The 22,486-nt window shown below is 61.8% G+C and carries 17 protein-coding genes; 13 read left to right on the top strand and 4 right to left on the bottom strand.

The window, feature by feature from the left end:
• The 13 genes from PSH96_RS12240 to PSH96_RS12180 all read left to right on the top strand — a co-directional run bounded on the left by PSH96_RS12240 (nucleotide 1) and on the right by PSH96_RS12180 (nucleotide 18,791).
• Entirely contained in the window at nucleotides 1-1,020 is a 1,020-nt protein-coding gene (locus PSH96_RS12240; RefSeq protein WP_016972786.1) for an ABC transporter permease, read from the top strand.
• Nucleotide 1,021: 1 nt separating this feature from the next.
• Nucleotides 1,022-2,632 carry an ABC transporter ATP-binding protein gene (locus PSH96_RS12235; RefSeq protein ID WP_305459474.1) on the top strand — a complete coding sequence of 537 codons (1,611 nt, stop codon included), beginning with the start codon at nucleotides 1,022-1,024 and terminating at the stop codon, nucleotides 2,630-2,632.
• A 1,139-nt stretch (nucleotides 2,633-3,771) separates the two neighbouring features.
• The gene (locus tag PSH96_RS12230) at nucleotides 3,772-4,053 is read left to right on the top strand and encodes a peptidylprolyl isomerase (protein WP_005788801.1); all 282 of its coding nucleotides are present in this window, start codon (nucleotides 3,772-3,774) and stop codon (nucleotides 4,051-4,053) included.
• Nucleotides 4,054-4,183: 130 nt separating this feature from the next.
• A complete protein-coding gene (locus PSH96_RS12225) occupies nucleotides 4,184-6,046 on the top strand; it encodes an extracellular solute-binding protein (RefSeq protein ID WP_305459473.1) in 1,863 nt (620 codons plus the stop codon).
• Nucleotides 6,046-7,104, top strand: coding sequence for a microcin C ABC transporter permease YejB (locus tag PSH96_RS12220; RefSeq protein ID WP_069788428.1), 1,059 nt, complete (start codon nucleotides 6,046-6,048; stop codon nucleotides 7,102-7,104). Before PSH96_RS12225 ends, PSH96_RS12220 begins: the two co-directional genes overlap by 1 nt.
• Nucleotides 7,104-8,126 carry an ABC transporter permease gene (locus PSH96_RS12215; RefSeq protein WP_056859498.1) on the top strand — a complete coding sequence of 341 codons (1,023 nt, stop codon included), beginning with the start codon at nucleotides 7,104-7,106 and terminating at the stop codon, nucleotides 8,124-8,126. The genes PSH96_RS12220 and PSH96_RS12215 overlap by 1 nt, the downstream gene beginning before the upstream one ends.
• Nucleotides 8,127-8,136: 10 nt before the next feature.
• Nucleotides 8,137-9,708 (top strand): ABC transporter ATP-binding protein, encoded by a 1,572-nt coding sequence (locus PSH96_RS12210; protein ID WP_122257423.1) that lies wholly within the window; start codon nucleotides 8,137-8,139, stop codon nucleotides 9,706-9,708.
• Nucleotides 9,709-9,809: 101 nt separating this feature from the next.
• Nucleotides 9,810-11,216, top strand: a complete 1,407-nt coding sequence (locus PSH96_RS12205; protein WP_305459472.1) for a sigma-54-dependent Fis family transcriptional regulator — start codon at nucleotides 9,810-9,812, stop codon at nucleotides 11,214-11,216.
• Between the two features lie 289 nt (nucleotides 11,217-11,505).
• Nucleotides 11,506-12,897, top strand: a complete 1,392-nt coding sequence (locus PSH96_RS12200; protein WP_058421914.1) for a GntP family permease — start codon at nucleotides 11,506-11,508, stop codon at nucleotides 12,895-12,897.
• Nucleotides 12,898-12,904: 7 nt separating this feature from the next.
• Nucleotides 12,905-13,678 carry a 3-hydroxybutyrate dehydrogenase gene (hbdH, locus tag PSH96_RS12195; RefSeq protein ID WP_305459471.1) on the top strand — a complete coding sequence of 258 codons (774 nt, stop codon included), beginning with the start codon at nucleotides 12,905-12,907 and terminating at the stop codon, nucleotides 13,676-13,678.
• 160 nt (nucleotides 13,679-13,838) lie between these two features.
• Entirely contained in the window at nucleotides 13,839-15,797 is a 1,959-nt protein-coding gene (locus tag PSH96_RS12190; RefSeq protein WP_305459470.1) for an acetoacetate--CoA ligase, read from the top strand.
• 137 nt (nucleotides 15,798-15,934) lie between these two features.
• Nucleotides 15,935-18,472 (top strand): PAS domain-containing sensor histidine kinase, encoded by a 2,538-nt coding sequence (locus PSH96_RS12185; RefSeq protein WP_305459469.1) that lies wholly within the window; start codon nucleotides 15,935-15,937, stop codon nucleotides 18,470-18,472.
• Between the two features lie 43 nt (nucleotides 18,473-18,515).
• Entirely contained in the window at nucleotides 18,516-18,791 is a 276-nt protein-coding gene (locus PSH96_RS12180) for a peptidylprolyl isomerase (RefSeq protein ID WP_003174397.1), read from the top strand.
• Between the two features lie 120 nt (nucleotides 18,792-18,911).
• Here the strand turns inward: PSH96_RS12180 and PSH96_RS12175 are convergent, their stop codons facing one another.
• The 4 genes from PSH96_RS12175 to PSH96_RS12160 all read right to left on the bottom strand — a co-directional run bounded on the left by PSH96_RS12175 (nucleotide 18,912) and on the right by PSH96_RS12160 (nucleotide 22,478).
• Nucleotides 18,912-19,817 (bottom strand): sugar kinase, encoded by a 906-nt coding sequence (locus tag PSH96_RS12175; RefSeq protein WP_305459468.1) that lies wholly within the window; start codon nucleotides 19,815-19,817, stop codon nucleotides 18,912-18,914.
• 128 nt (nucleotides 19,818-19,945) lie between these two features.
• A complete protein-coding gene (locus tag PSH96_RS12170; protein ID WP_305459467.1) occupies nucleotides 19,946-21,154 on the bottom strand; it encodes an amino acid deaminase in 1,209 nt (402 codons plus the stop codon).
• Nucleotides 21,155-21,163: 9 nt separating this feature from the next.
• A complete protein-coding gene (locus tag PSH96_RS12165) occupies nucleotides 21,164-21,928 on the bottom strand; it encodes an IclR family transcriptional regulator (RefSeq protein ID WP_305459466.1) in 765 nt (254 codons plus the stop codon).
• Nucleotides 21,929-22,091: 163 nt separating this feature from the next.
• Nucleotides 22,092-22,478 carry a RidA family protein gene (locus PSH96_RS12160; protein ID WP_016976584.1) on the bottom strand — a complete coding sequence of 129 codons (387 nt, stop codon included), beginning with the start codon at nucleotides 22,476-22,478 and terminating at the stop codon, nucleotides 22,092-22,094.
• Nucleotides 22,479-22,486: the final 8 nt, after the last annotated feature.

Here is a 22,486-nt window from a genome sequence, read left to right as displayed (position 1 = left end):
ATGAACCTGTCCCCCCTCAATCGCCGCCGGTTCGAGCGCTTCAAGGCCAACAAGCGTGGCTGGTGGTCGCTGTGGCTGTTCCTGATTCTGTTCGTGCTCAGCCTGGGCGCCGAGTTGATCGCCAACGACAAACCGCTGGCCGTGCACTTTGACGGTGGCTGGTATTTCCCGGCGCTTAAACGCTACCCGGAGACCACCTTCGGCGGCGAATTCCCGCTGGAAGCCAACTACAAGAGCCCGTATATCCAGGAACTGCTCAAGGCCAAGGATGCCTGGACGCTGTGGGCGCCCATCCCGTTCAGCTACCAGAGCATCAACTACGACCTGAAAGTCCCTGCGCCAGCGCCGCCGTCTTCGGTGAACCTGCTGGGCACCGACGACCAGGGCCGCGATGTGCTGGCGCGGGTGATCTACGGCTTCCGTGTGTCGGTGCTGTTTGCCCTGACGCTGACCGTGCTCAGCTCGATCATCGGCGTCATCGCCGGCGCCTTGCAGGGCTTCTACGGCGGCTGGGTCGACCTGGCCGGCCAGCGTTTCCTGGAGATCTGGTCGGGCCTGCCGGTGCTGTACCTGCTGATCATCCTCGCCAGCTTTGTGCAGCCCAACTTCTGGTGGCTGCTGGGCATCATGTTGCTGTTTTCGTGGATGAGCCTGGTGGACGTGGTGCGCGCCGAGTTCCTGCGCGGGCGCAACCTGGAATACGTGCGTGCAGCCCGAGCGCTGGGCATGCAGAACGGCGCGATCATGTTCCGGCATATCCTGCCCAATGCGATGGTCTCGACCATGACCTTCATGCCGTTCATCCTTACCGGCGCCATCGGCACCCTCACCGCCCTGGATTTTCTCGGCTTTGGCCTGCCAGCCGGTTCGCCGTCCCTGGGCGAACTGGTGGCCCAGGGCAAATCCAACCTGCAAGCGCCGTGGCTGGGCATGAGTGCCTTTGCCGTGCTGGCGATCATGTTGAGTTTGCTGGTGTTTATCGGCGAGTCCGCTCGCGATGCCTTCGACCCGAGGAAATGAGATGAACCAGGACAATCTGATCGAAGTCCGCGACCTCTGCGTCGAGTTCGTCACCGGCGAGCATCACCACCGCGTGGTCAACCATGTCAGCTTCGATATCAAACGCGGCGAAACCCTGGCGCTGGTCGGCGAAAGCGGCTCGGGCAAATCGGTGACCGCCCACTCGATCCTGCGCCTGCTGCCCTACCCGCTGGCGCGGCACCCGGCCGGCACCATCAGCTATTCCGGGCATGATCTGCTGACCCTCAAAGAGAAAACCATCCGGCATATTCGCGGCAACCGCATTGCGATGATCTTTCAGGAGCCAATGACCTCGCTGAACCCGCTGCATTCGATCGAAAAGCAGATCAACGAAGTGCTCGGCCTGCACAAAGGCCTCACCGGCAAAGTCGCGACCCGACGCACCCTGGAACTGCTTGAACTGGTGGGCATCCCCGAGCCGCACAAGCGCCTCAAGGCTCTGCCCCACGAACTGTCCGGCGGCCAGCGCCAGCGTGTGATGATCGCCATGGCCCTGGCCAACGAGCCCGAACTGCTGATCGCCGACGAGCCGACCACGGCCCTCGACGTCACCGTGCAATTGAAGATCCTGGAACTGCTCAAAGAGCTGCAGGCCCGGCTGGGCATGGCATTGCTGCTGATCAGCCATGACCTGAACCTGGTACGGCGCATCGCCCACCGCGTGTGTGTGATGCAGCAGGGTTGCATTGTTGAACAGGCTGATTGCGAGACGCTGTTTCAGTCGCCCCAGCACCCCTACACCCAGGAACTGTTAGCGGCCGAACCCAGCGGTGGGCCAGCCAGTAACGAAGTCGGGGCGCCCCTCTTGGAAGTCGACGACCTGAAGGTCTGGTTCCCGATCAAAAAGGGCTTTTTGCGCAACACCGTCGATTACGTCAAGGCGGTGGACGGCATCAACTTCAGCCTGCCCCAGGGCCAGACGCTGGGCATCGTCGGTGAAAGCGGCTCGGGCAAATCCACCCTGGGCCTGGCGATTTTGCGCTTGATCGCCAGCAAAGGCGGGATTCGCTTTGAAGGCCAGCAACTTGACCGCCTGACTCAGCAACAAGTGCGCCCGCTGCGGCGGGAGATGCAGGTGGTGTTTCAAGACCCGTTCGGCAGCTTGAGCCCGCGAATGTGTGTGAGCGAGATTGTTGGCGAAGGCTTGCGTATCCACAAGATGGGCACGCCGGCCGAGCAGGAACTGGCGATTATTGCAGCGCTCAAGGAAGTGGGCCTGGACCCGGAGTCGCGGCATCGTTACCCCCATGAGTTTTCTGGCGGGCAACGGCAACGCATCGCCATCGCCCGTGCCTTGGTGCTCAAGCCCCGCTTGATACTGCTCGATGAACCGACATCCGCGCTCGACCGCACGGTGCAGCGGCAAGTGGTGGAGTTGCTGCGGGGCTTGCAGGCCAAATACAACCTGACATACCTGTTCATCAGCCATGATTTAGCGGTGGTGAAGGCGTTGAGTCACCAGTTGATGGTGGTCAAGCAAGGGCAAGTGGTGGAACAGGGCGACGCGGCGGGGATCTTTGCAGATCCGCAGCATGCTTATACGCGGCAGTTGTTGGAAGCGGCGTTTTTGGTGCCTGCTGGTGTGGTTTGATCGTGTACATATCCGTTATTTAGGTAACGGCAGCCTATGGTTCCGCTCTTACAGCGGGTCACTTTTGCAAGGACGCAAAAGTAACCAAAAGGTCCTCGCCCCAACACTCGGTGCCTCGCTGTGGCTCGGCATGCCCGCAATCCGACACTGATTTGGGGGGCCGCCGCCACGCGCCATCCATGGCGCGGGGCGGCTAAACCGGCATCCCTGCCGGTTTACCCCCCAAATCACTGTCGAATTCCGGCCATCGTGTTTGACGGGGCGATTTCAGATCAAGATCAAAAGCGCAGATCAAAAGACCGCTGACTTCGTCATCGAAAAGGATGTAAGGGCCACTGCAACAGCAACAGCAACAGCAACAGCAACAGCAACAGCAACAGCAACAGCAACAGCAAAGCCATACTCGGTCTAATGTGGGAGCTGGCTTGCCTGCGATGGCATCAACTCGGTGTACCTGATGTACCGAGGTGTCTGCATCGCAGGCAAGCCAGCTCCCACAGAAAAGCACATCTTCAATGCATGCAAATCTGCAGTGGACCTCATATTCAAAACTGCATGGGGTCAACTGTGGGAGCGGGCTTGCTCGCGAATGCGGTGGGTCAGTCAATTCATCTGTAACTGACCCACTGCATTCGCGAGCAAGCCCGCTCCCACATTTAGACTGCGTTGCATAAGGTAGATAAGCTTTTGCTTTGCACTTGATCTGGCTTTTGCTTCAACCACTCAGGTCGGCTTTCAGGCCGCCGTGCTGTAGATCTTGATCTTGATCTGCTTTTGATCTGAGGCGCCCCGTCAACCACGATGGCCGAACGCAGGCTTGAATCCGTGGGTAACCCGGCAGGACGCCGGGTTAGCCGCGCTGGGCCAAGGATGGCCCATCGCGGCGGCCCACGGATTCAAGCCGGAGTGAGGGCACACCGAGCCTAGGCGAGGTGCCGAGTGGTGGGGCACAGACCTTTTGGTTACTTTTGGGGCGTTTGCCAAAAGTGACCCGCTGTAAGAGCGGAACCATAGGCCGCCGTTACCGCAGCAATGGATATGTACTCAATCACCCCAACCCACCACAAGATGGAACTTTGCCAACAAAAAACCACCTGAATCCGGTAGGCTCACCCTTTTTACTTCAAGGAGTTACCCCCATGGCCAAAGCCACCGCCCGTCACATCCTCGTTTCCACCGAAGACAAGTGCAACGAACTCAAGGCCCAGATCGAAGGCGGCGCCGATTTTGCAGAAATCGCCAAAGCCAACTCCAGCTGCCCATCCAGCCGTCAAGGCGGTGACCTGGGCTCGTTCGGCCCTGGCCAGATGGTCAAGGAATTCGACACCGTCGTCTTCAGCGCCCCCGTCAACACCGTGCAAGGCCCAGTAAAAACCCAGTTCGGCTACCACCTGCTGGAAGTCACCAGCCGCCAGGACTGATCCCGTCCGCGCTGATGCTATAAACAACGGCCCGCCTTTTGGTGGGCCGTTGTGCATCAAGTGACTGGCAACCCATAAGCCGTTAACGTACAAATCCCTATTACTGTTCACCCGGCGCTCAAGGCTGATAATGCGATTGGTTTTTTCCACAAAACTCTTCAGCTCCACCCTGGCCCTGCTACTGGCCAGCACCGCCGTGATCGCGGCCCCGCAAACCTACCTCACGGTCTACGGCGAGCCGGCCAAGTACCCCACCGGCTTCACCCATTTCGACTACGCCAACCCCAGCGCGCCCAAAGGTGGCAGCCTGCGACGCTCGGCCATCGAGATCGGGCGGTTTGACCACGTGCTGCCGTATATCGACAAAGGCATCGGCGTCTCCCAGGTCGACGGCTGGCTCTACGCCCCACTGGCCCAGCGCTCCCTGGATGAGCCCTACACGGTTTACGGCCTGGTCGCCGAAAAAATGGAACGCGCCGACGACGGCCTTTTGCTGCGCTTCTACCTCAACCCCAAGGCACGTTTCGCCGATGGCACGCCGATCACCGCTGAAGACGTGCGCTACAGCTTCGACCTGCTGATGACCCAAGGCAGCCTGCGCTTTCGCACGCTGTTCGCCGACGTCAAACACGTCGAAGTCGAAGGCGAGCGCCAAGTGCGCTTCGACTTTTCCAGCAATGAAAACCGCACCCTGCCGCTGGATATCGCCACCCTGCCGGTGTTCCCCGAGCACTGGTGGAAAACCCGCGACTTCGCCAACGGTGGCGGCTACGAAGCGCCGTTGGGCAGCGGCCCGTATAAAATCAGCAAGATCGACTCCGGCAGCACCATCACCTTCACCCGCGACCCCGACTGGTGGGGCAAGGACTTGCCCGTCAGCCGTGGCCTGTACAACTTCGACCACCTGAGCCTGGAGTACTTCGGCGACACCGAGGTGGCCCGCCAGGTGCTGCGCGGCGGCGCCTATGACTTCAACCGCGAGTTCTCCGCCACCGGCTACTCCATCGGCTACAACGGCCCGGCCCTCGACGATGGCCGCCTGCAACGTGCGCACTTGGCCAAGGAGATGCCGCAACCGGCCCAGGGCTATGTGTTCAACGTGCAAAAGCCGATGTTCAAGGACCGCCGCGTGCGCCAGGCGCTGGCGATGTTGTGGGACTTCGAATGGGCCAACCGGCAGATGATGCGCAATATGTACATCCGCCAGCAGAGCTTTTTCTCCAACAGCCCGCTGGCCGCCAGCCAACTGCCGACCCAGGAAGAACTGGCGATTCTTGAGCCACTGCGCGGCCAGGTGCCCGATGAAGTATTCACCCAAGTGTTCAAGGCGCCGGTTACCGACGGCAGCGGCATGATCCGTGACAAACAGCTGCAAGCCCTGGCACTGCTCGAAGCAGCCGGCTGGACACCCAAAGGCGACAAGCTGGTCAACGCCGACGGCGAGCCACTGGAGTTTACCTTCCTCAATGCCCAGGCCGGCCTGGAACGCCTGTTGCTGCCATACAAGCGCAACCTGGCGCAGATCGGCATTACCCTCAATATCCGCCGCATCGACTCGTCCCAGTACGTCAACCGCATCATGGCCCGCGACTACGACATGATCGTCATCGGCTTCCCGGTTACCACCTCGCCGGGCATGGAGCTGTATAACTACTTCGGCTCGCAGGCCGCCTACGACCCTGGCGCGAACAACTACATGGTGCTTAAAGACCCCGCCGTCGACAGCCTGATCAGCGGGCTGGTAAAAGCCAACACCCAGGCGCAGATGCTCACTTACGCCCATGCCCTGGATCGCGTGCTGCAATGGAACTACCTGTGGATCCCCAACTACTACCCGCCCGGCACATCGGCTGCCTGGTGGAACCGTTTCGGTCGCCCGGCCATCGAGGCCAAAAACGACGAAGCGCTGGAAACCTGGTGGGAAATCAGCCCCACACCACTGACCAATGAACAGATGAACGCCGAGTTGAAAAAACGCGGAGGTACGCGCTGATGTTTGCCTATATCGTGCGGCGCCTGCTGCTGATCATCCCCACGTTGGTGATCATCCTGCTGGTCAACTTCGTGATCGTACAGGCCGCGCCCGGCGGCCCGGTCGAACAAGCCATTGCGCACCTGCAAGGCATCGGAGGCGGCGGCATCGGCGGTGGTGGCGGCGAAGCCGTCAACGGCTCGCGCGCCAGCCGTGGCCTGGACCCCAAATTGATCAAGGACATCGAAAAACAATACGGTTTCGACAAGCCCGCGCCGGAACGCCTGTGGTTGATGCTCAAGAACTACGCCCAACTGGACTTCGGCAACAGCTTCTTTCGCGGCAAAAGCGTGATCGACCTGATCCTGGAAAAAATGCCGGTGACCATTTCCCTCGGCTTATGGGCCACCTTGATCACCTACCTGGTGTCGATCCCCTTGGGGATTCGCAAGGCGGTGCGCCACGGCAGCAGTTTTGACGTATGGAGCAGCACCGCGATTGTCATCGGTTATGCCATGCCAGCCTTCCTGTTTGCGATGTTCCTGATCGTGCTGTTCGCCGGTGGCACCTCGCTGAACTGGTTCCCGGTGCGTGGGCTGGTCTCGGAGAACTTCGACGAACTCAGCACAATCGGCAAAATTGCCGACTATTTCTGGCACCTGGTGTTGCCTGTCAGCGCGTTGGTGATCGGCGGTTTCGCCACGCTGACCATCCTGACCAAAAACTCATTCCTCAATGAAATCACGCGCCAGTACGTGGTCACCGCCCGCGCCAAGGGTTTGAGTGAACGCCGTGTGCTCTACGGCCATGTGTTTCGCAACGCCATGCTGTTGGTGATCTCGGGGATTCCCCAGGCATTTATCAGCGTGTTTTTTGCCGGCTCCCTGCTGATCGAGGTGATCTTTTCCCTCGATGGCCTGGGCCGCATGAGCTACGAAGCCGCCGTGTCCCGCGACTACCCGGTAGTGTTCGGCTCGTTGTTTATCTTCACCCTGTTCGGCCTCTTGATAAAACTCATCGGTGACCTCTGCTACACCCTGGTGGACCCGCGTATCGACTTCGCCGCGAGGAACGCCTGATGCTTAATCTGTCTCCGGTGGCCCGTCGGCGTTTCGAGCGTTTCAAGAAGAACCGCCGCGGCTGGTGGTCACTGTGGCTGTTTATCGGCCTGTTTATCCTGACCCTGGGCGGCGAGTTGATCGCCAATGACAAACCTTTAGTGCTGAGCTTCAAGAACGAGCTGTATTTCCCGGTGTTCAAGCGCTACACCGAGCAGCAGTTCGGCGGCCAGTTGCCCTTCCAGGCCGACTACCGCAGCGACTACGTGCAAAAGCTGATCAAGCAGGACGGCGGCTGGATGCTGTTCCCGCCGATCCCGTTCAGCGACGACACGCCCAATTACGAATTGACCCGCCCTGCCCCCAGCCCGCCCTCGACGGTGAACTGGCTGGGCACTGACGATCAATCCCGCGATGTGCTGGCACGCGTGATCTTTGGCGCACGGGTGTCGATCCTGTTTGCCCTGGCGCTCACGGCCATCAGCGCGGCAATCGGCATTGCCGCCGGCGCCTTGCAGGGTTACTACGGCGGCTGGGTCGACCTGCTCGGCCAGCGCATCCTCGAAGTGTGGTCGGGGTTGCCGGTGCTGTACCTGCTGATCATCTTGTCGGGTTTTGTCGAGCCGAATTTCTGGTGGCTATTGGGGATCATGGCGCTGTTTTCCTGGCTGGCCCTGGTGGACGTGGTGCGCGCCGAGTTCCTGCGCGGGCGCAACCTGGAATACGTCAAGGCCGCACGCGCCCTGGGCCTGGGCGATGGCAAGATCATTCGCCGGCATATCCTGCCCAATGCCATGACCGCCACCTTGAGCTACCTGCCGTTTATCCTGACCGGTGCGATTTCGACCTTGAGCGCCCTGGATTTTCTCGGTTTCGGCATGCCCGCCGGCAGTGCGTCCCTGGGCGAGTTGATCGCCCAGGGCAAGCAGAACCTGCAAGCGCCGTGGCTGGGCCTGACGGCGTTTTTCACCTTGGCGCTGATCCTGTCGCTGCTGGTCTTTATCGGCGAGGCATTGCGTGATGCCTTCGACCCACGCTCATGAGTAATTGCGTATGAACCTGATCGAGATCCGCGACCTCAGCGTCGCCTTCAGCGGCCAGACCGTGGTGAGCAAACTGTGCCTGGACGTACGCCCTGGCGAATGCCTGGCATTGGTCGGCGAGTCGGGCTCGGGCAAATCGGTCACCGCCCACTCGATTCTGCAATTGCTGCCCGAGGCCGGCACGCACACCACCGGCTCGGTGAAGTATCGCGGCCAGGAGCTGATCGGCGCCTCGGCGGCCACCTTGCAAAAGCTGCGCGGCAACCGTATTGCGATGATTTTCCAGGAGCCGATGACCTCGCTCAACCCGCTGCACAGCATCGAAAAACAGATCGGCGAAACCCTGCTGCTGCACAAGGGCCTGGGCGGCAAGGCGGCACAGGCGCGTATTCTGGAATTGCTCGAACTGGTGGGCATCCAGAAACCCCAGGAGCGCCTCAAGGCTTACCCGCATCAACTCTCCGGCGGCCAGCGCCAGCGGGTAATGATCGCCATGGCCCTGGCCTGCGAGCCGGAACTGCTGATTGCCGACGAACCCACCACTGCGCTGGACGTGACCGTGCAGCGCAAGATCCTGCTGCTGCTCAAGTCCTTGCAGCAGCGCTTGGGCATGTCGCTGCTGCTGATCAGCCACGACCTAAACCTGGTGCGCAGCATCGCCCAGCGCGTGTGCGTGATGCGCGCCGGGGAGATTGTCGAGCAAGCCGACTGCGAGACGCTGTTCACCGCGCCGCAACATCCCTACAGCCGCCTGCTGCTGGATGCCGAGCCGGCCGGTGATGCGCTGTGCAGTGATGAACGCGAAACGGTGTTGCAGGTCGACGACCTGAGCGTGCAATTCCCCCTCGGCGGCGGGCTGTTCAGGCGCAAAACCTGGTTGCGCGCAGTCGACGGCATCAGCCTAAGCGTGCAACGTGGCAAGACCTTGGGGATTGTCGGCGAGTCCGGCTCGGGCAAATCCACCCTCGGCCAGGCGATCCTGCGCTTGCTCGATTCCACCGGCAGCATCCGTTTTCAGGGTGAAGCCCTCGACCCGCTGAACAATCAGCAGATGCGCCCGTGGCGCAAACAGATGCAGGTGGTGTTTCAGGACCCGTTCGGCAGCCTCAGCCCGCGCATGTCGGTGCAGCAGATCATCAGCGAAGGCCTGGAAGTGCATGCGCCCTGCAGCCTGGCCGAGCGTGATGCGCAAGTGATCCAGGTGCTCAAGGATGTGGGGCTCGACCCCGAAAGCCGCCACCGTTACCCGCATGAATTTTCCGGCGGCCAGCGCCAACGCATCGCCATCGCCCGCGCCCTGGTGCTCAAGCCGGCGCTGATGCTGCTGGATGAACCCACCTCGGCCCTCGACCGCACCGTGCAGAAACAAGTGGTGGCGCTGTTGCGTGAACTGCAGGAAAAATACGGCCTGACCTACCTGTTTATCAGCCACGACCTGGCGGTGGTGCGGGCCATGGCCCATGACATGATCGTGATCAAGGACGGCAAGGTGGTGGAGCGCGGCGCGAGCCATGTGGTGTTCGATGCGCCGCAACATCCTTACACCAAAGAGCTGCTGGCGGCGGCGCACATTCCCTTGTAGGAGCTGGCTTGCCTGCGATGGCGATCTTGAGGACGCCATCGCAGGCAAGCCAGCTCCCACAGGACCGTATTCCAATCATATTTTGCGTTGGCAGTGTGAGCATGAACATCAGCGACAGCCTCAAGGACTACCAGCAGGTTCGCGGCCTGGCCATCCAGTCGCTGTTCGAGATCATCGAGCAGTCCAGCGAAGGCACGGTGATTGTCGATCGCGACGCGAATATCGTGTGGATGAACGAACGCTATGCCAAGCGTTTCGGCCTAAAAAGCGCCGATGAAGCCATCGGCCAACCGTGCGAGCAGGTGATTTCCAACAGCCTGCTACGCCAGGTAGTGCGCAACGACCAGCCGATTCTGCTGGATATCCAGGACACGCCCAAAGGCCCATTGGTGGTGATGCGCCTGCCGATCCACGATGACGCAGGCGCGGTGATCGGCGCGATCGGGTTTGCGCTGTTTGATGAGCTGCGCAACTTGTCGCCGCTGATCGAGCGCTACCTGAGCATGCAGCAGGAACTGGCCTCCACCCGCTCACTGTTGCGCTCGCGGCAGAGCAAATACAACTTCGCGCATTTTATCGGCACCAGCGCGGCCAGCCTGGAAGTCAAACGCCGGGCACGACGCAGTGCGAGCGCGGAGTCGCCGGTGTTGCTGCTGGGCGAAACCGGCACCGGTAAAGAGTTGCTGGCCCAGGCCATCCACGGCGCATCCACGCGCGCCCATAAAGCGTTTGTCAGTATCAACAGCGCGGCCATTCCCGGCGACCTGCTCGAAGCCGAGTTCTTCGGCACCGCGCCGGGCGCCTTCACCGGTGCCGACCGCAAGGGCCGCCCCGGCAAGTTGCAGATCGCCCAGGGCGGCACGCTGTTCCTCGATGAAATCGGCGACATGCCACTGCCGCTGCAAAGCAAACTGCTGCGGGTGTTGCAGGAAAAGGAATACGAGCCGGTGGGTTCCAACGAAATGGTGCACAGCGATGTGCGGGTGATCGCCGCCACGTCCATGGACCTGGAAGCGGCGATCAAGCGCGGCGAATTCAGGGCGGACTTGTATTACCGACTGAACGTACTGCCGATCCAGGTGCCGCCGTTGCGTGAGCGCCTCGAAGATATTCCGGCGTTGAGCGAGGCGATTCTTGAAGAACTGCGCAGCCAGCATGAGCTTGACCGCGAAGCCCTGGCGTTGCTGGCGCAGCACGCGTGGCCGGGGAATATCCGTGAACTGCGCAACGTACTGGAACGCGCGGCGTTATTGAGTGATGACCTGGTGCTGGATGCCGAAGAGATTCGCGCGGCGATCGGCACGTTCAGCCCGGTGGCGCGTGGGCGGGTGGAGACGGTCGAGGGCGAGACATTTGCGGCGGCGCGGGAGCGCTTTGATCGGCAGGTGATTGCGGTGGCACTCAAGGCCTGTGAAGGCAATGTGGTGGAAGCGGCCAAGCGGTTGGGGCTGGGTAGATCGACCCTGTACAAAAAAATGGTGGCATTGGGCATGAGCGAGTCTCAATAAATAGACACAATTCCACAAACAAAGACAGTCCACTGTGGGAGCTGGCTTGCCTGCGATAGCGCCGCCTCAGTCAATACCTATTCAACTGAACCACCGCTATCGCAGGCAAGCCAGCTCCCACCTTTGATCCTTGTCAGTCTCAAAAAAGAGATAATCTCAAGAATCGCACGCGCGTAAAATAATAATACTCATATATTTCAATGACTTATTGATTTGGCACACATCTCGCTATAGCCCCTCTCCAACGCACTACCCCCACAAAAATAACAATTCGATCTGGAGACACACCATGAGTGTGATCATTGCCCTGGCAGCCCTCGCGCTGCTGATGCTGGCTGCCTACCGTGGCTACAGCGTGATCCTGTTTGCCCCCATCGCCGCCCTCGGCGCCGTGCTGCTCACCGACCCTTCCGCCGTCGCCCCTGCGTTTACCGGGGTGTTCATGGAAAAAATGGTCGGCTTTATCAAACTGTATTTCCCGGTGTTCCTGCTCGGCGCGGTGTTTGGCAAGCTGATTGAGCTGTCGGGCTTTTCGCGCTCGATCGTGGCCGCCGCCATCCGCTTGCTCGGCACGCGCCAGGCGATGCTGGTGATTGTGCTGGTCTGCGCCCTGCTCACCTACGGCGGCGTGTCGCTGTTTGTAGTGGTGTTTGCGGTGTACCCGTTTGCGGCGGAGATGTTCCGCCAGAGCAACATTCCCAAGCGCCTGATCCCGGCAACCATCGCCCTCGGTGCATTCTCGTTCACCATGGACGCCCTGCCCGGCACGCCGCAGATCCAGAACATCATCCCCAGCACCTTCTTCAACACCACCGCCTGGGCGGCGCCGTGGCTGGGCTTGATCGGCACGGTCTTCGTGTTCTGCACCGGCATGCTCTACCTGGCGCGCCAGCGCAACAAGGCGCAACGCGCCGGTGAAGGCTATGGCACCGAGCTGCGCAACGAGCCGGAAACCGCCGACAACCTGGCGCTGCCCAACCCGTGGGTCGCGCTGTCGCCGTTGATTCTGGTGGGCGTGATGAACCTGCTGTTCACCCACTGGATCCCGCAGTGGTATGGCAAGACCCACAGCCTCAGCCTGCCGGGCATGAGCACGCCGGTGACCACCGACATCGCCAAGCTCACGGCGATTTGGGCGGTGCAGGCGGCGTTGCTGGTGGGCATCGTCATGGTGCTGGTGTTCGGCTGGTCGGCGATCAAAAGCAAGCTCGCCGAAGGCAGTAAAAGCGCGGTCAGCGGCGCGCTGCTGGCGGCCATGAACACCGCCTCGGAATACGGCTTTGGCGCGGTGATCGCCTCGTTGCCAGGCTTTCTGGTGCTGGCGGACTGGCTCAAGGGCATCCCCAACCCGCTGGTCAACGAAGCGATTACCGTGACCCTGCTGGCCGGTATTACCGGCTCCGCGTCAGGCGGCATGAGCATCGCCCTGGCGGCGATGTCCGAGAGCTTTATTTCGGCGGCCCATGCGGCCAATATCCCCCTTGAAGTGCTACACCGGGTCGCGGCCATGGCCAGCGGCGGCATGGACACCCTGCCCCACAACGGCGCGGTGATTACCCTGCTGGCGGTCACCGGGCTGACCCACCGCGAAGCCTACAAGGACATTTTCGGCATCACGATCATCAAGACCCTCGCGGTGTTCGTGGTGATCGGTACTTTCTACGCCACCGGCATTGTGTGAGGTTTTCATGACGACTTTGAATGGCAAGACCGCCCTGGTTACCGGCTCCACCAGCGGCATCGGTTTGGGCATCGCGCTGAGCCTGGCCAAGGCCGGTGCCAACCTGATCCTCAACGGTTTTGGCGATGCCGGCGCGGTGATCGCCCAGGTGCAGGCGTTTGGCGGCAGGGTCGGGCATCACCCGGCCGACGTCAGCGACCCGGCGCAAATTGCCGACATGTTTGCCTACGCCGAGCGCGAGTTTGGCGGCGTCGACATTCTGGTCAACAACGCCGGCATTCAGCACGTGGCGGCCGTGGAAGACTTCCCGGTGGAGCGCTGGGATTCGATCATCGCGATCAACCTGTCGTCGGTATTCCACAGCACGCGTTTGAGTCTGCCGGGCATGAAGGCCAAGGGCTGGGGGCGCATTGTCAATATCGCGTCGGTGCATGGCTTGGTCGGCTCGGTGGGCAAGGCCGCCTATGTGGCGGCCAAACACGGTGTCATCGGATTAACCAAAGTGGTGGGCCTGGAGACCGCCACCGGTAACGTCACTTGCAATGCCATCTGCCCCGGCTGGGTGCTGACGCCGCTGGTGCAAAAGCAGATTGATGATCGCGCGGCCAAGGGCATTGATCCGCAGCAGGCCCAGCATGATTTGCTCGCGGAAAAACAGCCGTCGCTGGAGTTTGTGACGCCGCCGCAGCTGGGTGAGTTGGTGTTGTTCCTGTGCAGTGAAGCTGGCGCCCAAGTGCGCGGCGCCGCGTGGAACATCGATGGCGGCTGGCTGGCCCAGTAAATCAGGCACTGAAGGTCACATGTGGGAGCTGGCTTGCCTGCGATAGCGGTGGGTCAGTAACCAATGAGCTAACTGACCCACCGCTATCGCAGGCAAGCCAGCTCCCACAGTTTCGACCTGTGTTGGCTGGAGGTTTTGTACAAAAACAAGAGACTTCCCCATGTCCGAGATCCTCTGGCAACCCTCCCCCGAACGCATCGCCAACACGCGAATGGACCAGTTCCGGCGTTTCATCAACCAACGCTACAGCCTGCAGCTGGGTGACTACCCCGCCCTGCACCAATGGAGCATCGACCAGCGCGCCGACTTCTGGCAGGCGATCGTCTCCTTTTTCGACGTGCAGTTTGGCAGCCCGCCCAGCACCACGCTGATCGAAGGCGCGGCAATGCCCAGCGCCGAGTGGTTCCCCGGCGCGACCCTGAACTTTGCCGAACACCTGCTGCGCCGTCGGGATGCTCACCCGGCGGTGGTGGCGGTCAGTGAAGACGGCCAGCGCGAACAGCTGACCTATGCCGAACTGGCCGAGCATGTCGCAGGCTTGCAGCGTAGCTTGCGGGCAGCCGGTGTAACCCGGGGCGACCGCGTGGCCGCGTGCATGCCCAACACCTGGCAAACCCTGGTCGGCATGCTTGCCACCACCAGCCTGGGCGCGATCTGGTCGTGTTCCTCGCCGGACTTCGGCACCCAAGGCGTGATCGACCGTTTCGGCCAGATAGAGCCCAAGGTGTTGATCACCTGCGCGGGCTACCGCTATGCCGGCAAGGACATCGACCAGAGCGCCAAACTCAATGAAATCCTCGAACGCCTGCCGACCCTGGAACAGTTGATCATCGTGCCGTATGCCCGGCCCCAGGCGCGCAGCGAGGACTACCGCACCCACGCCAGGGTCGCACTGTGGAACGACTTCTACCAACCCGGCGGCGAGCCTGAATTTGTCCCGGTGCCGTTCGATCATCCGCTGTATATCCTCTATTCCAGCGGCACCACCGGCGTGCCCAAGTGCATCATCCACGGCACCGGCGGCGTGCTGCTCACCCACCTCAAGGAACACGGCCTGCACGCCGACCTGTCGCGCGAAGACTGCCTGTTCTACTACACCACCTGCGGCTGGATGATGTGGAACTGGCTGGTGTCGGTGCTGGCCCTGGGTGCCACGGCGGTCCTGTATGACGGCTCGCCGTTTCACCCCGGCCCCGAGCGGCTGATCGACCTGATCGACGCGGAAAAAATCAGCGTGTTCGGCACCAGCCCCAAGTTTCTCGCCACTCTGGAAAAGGCTGGCCTGCAACCGCGTCTGAGCCACGATTTGGGCAGCCTCAAAGGCCTAATTTCAACCGGCTCGCCGCTGTCGCCGCAGAGTTATGACTATGTATACCGCGAGATCAAGGCCGAGCTGTGCCTGTCGTCAATGTCGGGCGGCACCGATATCGTCTCCTGCTTTGTGATCGGCAACCCGGTGCTGCCGGTGCGGCGCGGCGAAATGCAGTGCAAGAGCCTGGCCATGGCCATCGAAGTGTGGGACGACCAGGGCCAGCCGCTGATCGGGGAAAAAGGCGAGCTGGTGTGTACCCGGCATTTTCCGGCCATGCCGATTGGCCTGTGGAATGACCCCGACCAGCAAAAACTGCGCGCCTCGTATTTCAGCCAGTTTCCCGGCGTGTGGGCCCAGGGCGACTACGCCGAGCAGCGCGCCAATGGCAGCCTGCTGATTCACGGGCGCTCCGACGCGGTGCTCAACCCCGGTGGTGTGCGCATCGGCACGGCAGAGATTTATCGCCAGGTGGAAAAAGTCCCGCAAGTGCTGGAGAGCCTGGCCATCGGCCAACGCTGGCAGGACGATGTGCGGGTGGTGCTGTTTGTGCGGCTCAATGACGGCATCACGCTGGATGACGCCCTGGAGCAGCAGATTCGCCAGGTGATCCGCGCCAACACCACGCCGCGCCATGTCCCGGCGAAGATCCTCGCGGTCAGCGACATACCACGCACTATCAGCGGCAAGATCGTCGAACTGGCGGTGCGCAATGTGGTGCATGGTGAGCCGGTCAAAAACACCGATGCCCTGACCAATCCGCAGGCACTGGAACAGTTTCGCAACCGGCCTGAACTGGCGGACGGATGAAAGGTTTCAGCGCTGACGCACGCAATTGAAGACAAACCCTCAAGGCATGCTATTTTTCGAGGGGTAGTCAGCCGTTCCCGTCTCGCGGGATAATCGGCTTTTGTCGTATTTCAAAGTGTCAGGTGCAGGGCTTTTTCATGAATGGAACATCCACCGGTAGCGAAGCCGCCGCATTGATTGCGCGGCTGGACTGGGCGCAAAGCCCGCTCGGTGAGGCCGGTGACTGGCCGCAGAGCCTGCGCACAGCCGTCGATATCGTCGTCCATTCACCGATGCCGATGCTGCTGTTGTGGGGCCGCCAGCTCACCCAACTCTACAACGACAGCTTCGCGGTGCTCGCGGGCAACAAGCACCCCGAGGCGCTGGGCCGACCGGCCCATGAAACCTGGCCGGAGCTTGAAAGTTTTACTGCGCCGATCTACGACGCGGTGCTCGACGGCCAGGTGCGCACCTTCAGCGAACAGCGCTTTGTGCTGCAACGCAATAACCGCGACACCGACATCTGGCTCGACCTCACCTACAGCCCGGTGCGCGACGAAGGCGGCAGCGTGGCCGGGATCCTGGTCACCGCCATCGAGACCAATGAGCGGCGCAGCAAAACCCTCGAACTGCAACAGCGCTCCGAAGACAGCCTCAAGGCCCAGCACAACAGCGAACAGCGCCTGCAACTGGCACTGGCGGCAACCGATGCGGTGGGCACCTGGGACTGGGATATCAGCGAGGACCGCTTTATCGCCGACGCCCACTTTGCCCACTTGCACGGTGTCGACCCGCAAGACGCCGGCCTGCTGCCGATCAGCGACTACCTGCACGGCGTTCACCCCGAAGACCGCGGCATGGTCGCGCGCAGCATCAAACATTGCATCACCTTCGGCACCGAATACGCCGAGGAATACCGCCTGCTGCAAGCCGACGGCCAGGTGCGCTGGGTGTTTGCCCGCGGCCGCTGCTACAAGGACCATCAAGGCCGCCCGGCGCGGTTCCTGGGGGCCGCGCTGGACCTGACCGAGCGCAAGCAGACCGAACAGGCGCTGCGCCAAAGCCAGACCGAGCTGCAACTGATCATCAACGCCATGCCGGTGCTGATCGGCTATGTCGACCACGAGCAGCGCTTTCGCCTCAACAACAGCGCCTACCTGGAGTGGTACGGCATGACGCCCCAGGAGCTGTACGGCAAGAGCATCCGCGAAGTGCTGGGCGACGAGGTGTATGCCGGGCGCGTGGACAAGATCGACGCCGCGCTGCGCGGCAAGGCCTGCAGCTTCATGACCATCACCCCGCACCGCGACGGCAGACCGCGCCATGCGCTGATGAAATACTTGCCGCGCTTCAGCAATGACGGCTCGGTGAATGGTTTCTACATTTTTGTGATCGATGAGACCGAACGCAAACTCACCGAAGAAGCCCTGCGCCACCTCAACGAAAACCTTGAAGAACGCGTGGCCCAGCGCACCCAGGCGCTGGCCGAGGCCAACCAGCGCCTGCAAAACGAGATGTTCGAGCGTGAGCGCGCCGAAGACGCACTGCGCCATGCACAAAAAATGGAAGCGGTCGGCCAGCTCACGGGGGGCATCGCCCATGACTTCAACAATATGCTCACCGGCATTATCGGCAGCCTGGACTTGATGCAGCGCTATATCGCCGCCGGGCGCAGCGACGAAATCGGCCGCTTTACCGACGCGGCGGTGTCGTCCGCCCACCGCGCGGCCGCCCTCACCCACCGGCTGCTGGCGTTCTCCCGCAGGCAGTCGCTGGACCGTCGGCCACTGGACCCGAACGAGCTGGTGGCGTCCCTGGAAGATTTGTTCCGCCGCACCAAAGGCGCACATATCGAGCTCAAGGTGCAACTGGGCAAGGATATCTGGCCGGTCAACACCGATGCCAGCCAGCTGGAAAACGCCTTGCTCAACCTGGTGATCAACGCCCGCGACGCGATGCCCGACGGCGGCCAATTGCGCATCGAAACCGCCAACAGTTACCTGGACGGCACCGATATCACTACCCTGGAGCCCGTCAAGGCCGGCGACTATGTGATGCTCGGCGTCTGCGACAACGGCACCGGCATGGCGCCGAAGATTCTTGCCAAGGCGTTCGACCCGTTCTTCACCACCAAGCCCATCGGCCAGGGCACCGGCCTGGGGTTGTCGATGATCTACGGCTTTGCCCAGCAATCCGGCGGCCATGTGACCATTCAAAGCGAACCCGGCCAGGGCACCTGCGTGCGTCTGTACTTGCCGCGCCTGCATGGCACCGCATTGGAAAGCAGCTTGCCGCCGCACTTGGGCGAAGCGCCGCTGGCACTCGCCGGTGAAGCGGTGGTGGTGGTCGAGGATGACCCGGCGGTGCGCATGCTGGTGGTCAACGTGCTCGGTGAGCTGGGCTACACCGCCCATCAGGCAGCGGATGCTCGCACCGCGCTGCCGCTGCTGGAGTCGGACCTGCGCGTGGACCTGCTGGTCACCGATGTCGGCCTGCCGGGCATGAATGGCCGACAGTTGGCGGAAATCGCCCGTCAGCACCGGCCGGGCCTGCGCGTATTGTTCATGACCGGTTACGCCGAACAAGCCGCCGAGCGCCAGGGCTTCCTGGAGGACGGCATGGACATGGTGGCCAAGCCGTTTTCCATTGACCTGCTGGCGACTAAAATCCGCAGCATGATCAACGTTGACGAATGAGTTCAGGCATAATCGCGCGCCGTCGCACAGCTGGTAGAACGTTATGAAAGCCCAAGCCCGTCATATTCTGGTGAAAACCAGTGAAGAAGCCGAACAGCTCAAGCAGCGCATTGCCAAGGGCGAAGCGTTTGATGTGCTGGCCAAAAAGTACTCCACCTGCCCGTCCGGCAAGCGCGGCGGTGATTTGGGTGAAGTGCGGCCTGGGCAGATGGTGGGGGCGATTGATGCGGTGATCTTCAAGAAGCCGGTGAAGGTGGTGCATGGGCCGATCAAGAGCAAGTTCGGGTATCACCTGGTGCAGGTGTTCTACCGCGACTGAGGGGTTGGCTCAGGACCGCTATCGCAGGCAAGCCAGCTCCCACACTTGAGCGCATTTCAACTGGAAAAATGCAGTCAAATGTGGGAGCTGGCTTGCCTGCGAACCGCCGCAGGCGGCCATTCACCGCGCAATCAAAGCCCCCGGCACCTGAATCACCCGGCTCGCCAACCGATGCCCAGCCAATGCCGCCTGTTCAGGCGAGCCGCCCGTGAGCCGACTGGCCAAATACGCCGCGCTGAACGAATCCCCCGCCGCCGTGGTGTCCACCACCTTCTCGACCTTAAGCGCCGGCACCGCAAAGCGCTCGCCATCACAACGGATCAAACACGCATCCGCGCCACGCTTGAGCAGCACTTCTGCAATCGCCGGGTACGCCGCGAACACCTGCTCGCTGTCGGCATAACCAAACAATGCGCGCTCGTCATCCTCGGTCAGCAAGGCGATATCCACCTCGGCCAGCACCTGGTGATACGCCGCGCGCGCCGCGTCGATGCTCGTCCACAGGCGCGGGCGATAGTTGTTGTCGAACACCACCTTGCCACCGCGCCGGCGCGTTTCGATCAGGGTTTGCAGCAAGCGCTTACGCCCGACTTCACCCAGTACCGCCAGGGTGATGCCGCTGAAATACACCACGTCGTAGTCCGGCAACGCCGCCAGGATCGGCTCGGCTGCCGGTGTGGTGAAGCAGTCGCGCACGGCCGCTTCGTTGCGCCAGTAGAGGAATTTGCGCTCGCCCTTGGCGTCGGTCTGGATGCAGTACAACCCCGGTAGACGCCCGGGCAGGCGCTGGACCATGCCCAGCCCGAGGCCTTCGGCGGTCCATTGCTGGCACATGGCATCGCTGAAACTGTCATCGCCCAGGGCGGTCACGTAGTCGACCGTGCCGACGGCGCCCAACTCGCGGCGCAGGTACACCGCCGCGTTCAAGGTGTCGCCGCCGAAGCTCTGTTGCAGGCTGCCATCGGCGCGGTGTTGCAGTTCGATCATGCATTCGCCGATCAGGGCGATGCGAGGGTTTGTGTTCATGCCTTGGGTCTCTCGGTGTTCTGGAGGGCCATCGCAGGCAAGCCAGCTCCCACAGTTGGAGTGCATTTCAACTGTGGGAACTCGGTCAAATGTGGGAGCTGGCTTGCCTGCGATAGCTACGACGCGGTCTAGAAGCAGGTATGCAAGGATTCAACGACCTGCAACTGCTCATCCACCAGGCAGCCCACCTGCCACTTGTCAAAGGTCAGGCACGGGTGCGAAGTACCAAAGGAGATGATGTCGCCGATACGCAACTCAATCCCCGGCGCCACCGTCATGAACGCATGCTGGTCCATCACCGCCGTGACTTTGCACGCAGTCACATCATCGCCTTCGACCGGCACAATCCCGGCCTTGTAGCGCTTGAGCGGCACCGGCAAGCCGGCGTCGTAGGCCACGTCACGCTTGCCCAGGGCAACTACCGCAAAGCCAGGCTCGGGCATCGATTGCACGTGTGCCCAGACTTCCAGGGCCGGACGCAGGCCCTCGTTGAGGTCGCTGCGACGGTCGAGCACGCAGCATTGCGCCTCTTTGTAGATGCCATGGTCGTGGGCCACATAGCTGCCGGGGCGCAACACACTGAGGAAGCGGCCGGCGGCGTTTTGCGCTTCAAACGACTCGGCGATCAGGTCGTACCAGGCCGAACCCGAAGCGGTGATGATCGGCTTGGGCAAATCGAACGCGCCATTGTTTTGCAGGTCCACGGCCAGGCGCACCAGGCTGGCGGCGAAGTCACGGATGCCGCTGACGGCGTGTTCGCCGTGGATCACACCTTCGTAGCCTTCAATACCGGTCAGGGCCAGGGCCGGTTGGGCCTTGATCGCCTTGGCCAGCTCGCGCACTTCCTGCTCGCTGCGGCACCCGCAACGGCCGCCGACCACGCCGTATTCGATCATCACGTTCAGGCGCAGGCCACGGGCGGCGAAGAACAGGCCCAGGTCGGCGACGTTGTCCGGGTGATCGACCATGCAGTGGAAGTCAAAATCCGGGTCCGCCAGCAGGTCGGCGATCAGCGCCATGTTCGGCGCGCCCACCAGCTGGTTGGCCATCAGTACGCGGCGCACGCCGCCGGCATAGGCGGCGCGGGTCTGCACGGCATTGGCCAGGGTGATGCCCCAGGCGCCCGCCTCGATCTGACGCTGAAACAACGCCGGCATCATGCTGGTTTTGCCATGGGGCGCGAGCTGCGCACCGCTGTTACTGACAAATGCCTGCATCCAGCGGATGTTGTGTTCCAGCGCGTCACGGTGCAGCACCAGGGCCGGCAGGCTGACGTCGCGCACCAGGTGGGCACCGACGGCGGCGGCGCCTTTTTCAACGGCATTGAGGGCAGACATGAAGTACTCCTATTCGTTGATACGCCGGGCCAGGTTATTGGCGCTGTCGATCAACACCCGGCGATAGTCGTTGTAGTTTTTGAGCGCATCGGCGCGCGGTGCAACGATGCACAAGGTCGCAATGCTGACGCCCTGCGCGTCCCGCACCGGGGCGGCAAAGCAATGGGTGAAGGTGTCGGCCACACTGTCGAAGGAGAAAAACCCATCGAGGGTAGCCTGACGAATTTGTGCCAGGAAGGTCTCCAGTGGCAGGCGCTGGCCGTCCGGCAGGATGAAGTCGTCGTGGTCGATCAGGTCGATGATCTGCTGGTCGCTCAAGTGCCCCAGCAGCAAGCGCCCGGAAGCGGTCCAGGGGATTGGCGCGTTTTCGCCGATGTCCGAGGAAATTCGAAAATGCCGCTCGCCTTCGCGCATCAGCGCCACCGTGTATTTGCGCCCGTTGAGCAGGCACATCTGCGCGGTTTCGTGGGTCTGGCTGACGATCTCCTGCAAGGCGTGGTCGGCCTCGCGGGTCAGGTCGAAATGGCGCAGGTGCGCCTGGCCGAGAAAGTACAGCTGGCGGCCGAGGTAGACGTGACCGTCCTTGCCCACCGTCTCCAGAATGCGCCGCTCCAGCAACGACGCAACCAGTTCATAGACCGTGGACTTGGGGCTGCCGATGCCGCTGGCAATATCATTCGGGCGCAGGGGCTGGCCGATCTCCTTGAGAAAATCGAGGATATCGAATGCACGGTCCAATCCTTTGGCGCGGCGTTTGATGGTGTCTTCGGTCATGGCAGTCGTCGGTCCGGTCAAAGTCTAAAAGCGAGTGGAAATCCTGTGGCGAGGGAGCTTGCTCCCGCTGGAGTGCGCAGCGCTCCCTTTTTTGGGGCCGCTTCGCAGCCCAGCGGGAGCAAGCTCCCTCGCCACGACAGCGTGCTCTACAAGGCAGCCATCTTTACTTCTTCTTGTAGGCCACGCAATCGATCTCGACCTTGCAGTCCACCATCATGTTGGCCTGCACACAGGCGCGTGCCGGGGCATGTTCGGGGGTGAAGTACTCGCCGAATACCTTGTTGAAACTCCAGAAGTCCCGTGGGTCTTCCAGCCAGACGCCAACGCGCACCACGTCTTTGAGTTCGTAACCAGCCTCTTCCAGAATCGCCACCACGTTGCGCATAGTCTGGCGGGTTTGCTCGATGATGCCGCCGGTGATGATTTCACCGTCCACCGCCGGTACCTGGCCCGACACGTAGAGCCAGCCGTCGGCTTCCACGGCACGGGCGAAAGGACGCGGCTGGCCACCACCGGCGGTGCTGCCGGCGCCGTAACGAGTAATGCTCATAAAAATTG

It is taken from the genome of Pseudomonas sp. FP2338, assembly GCF_030687515.1.
In the GTDB taxonomy this organism is placed as follows: domain Bacteria; phylum Pseudomonadota; class Gammaproteobacteria; order Pseudomonadales; family Pseudomonadaceae; genus Aquipseudomonas; species Aquipseudomonas salomonii.
The sequence above is the reverse complement of the archived record's forward strand: the minus strand, read 5'-3'. Positions and strand labels throughout refer to the sequence as shown.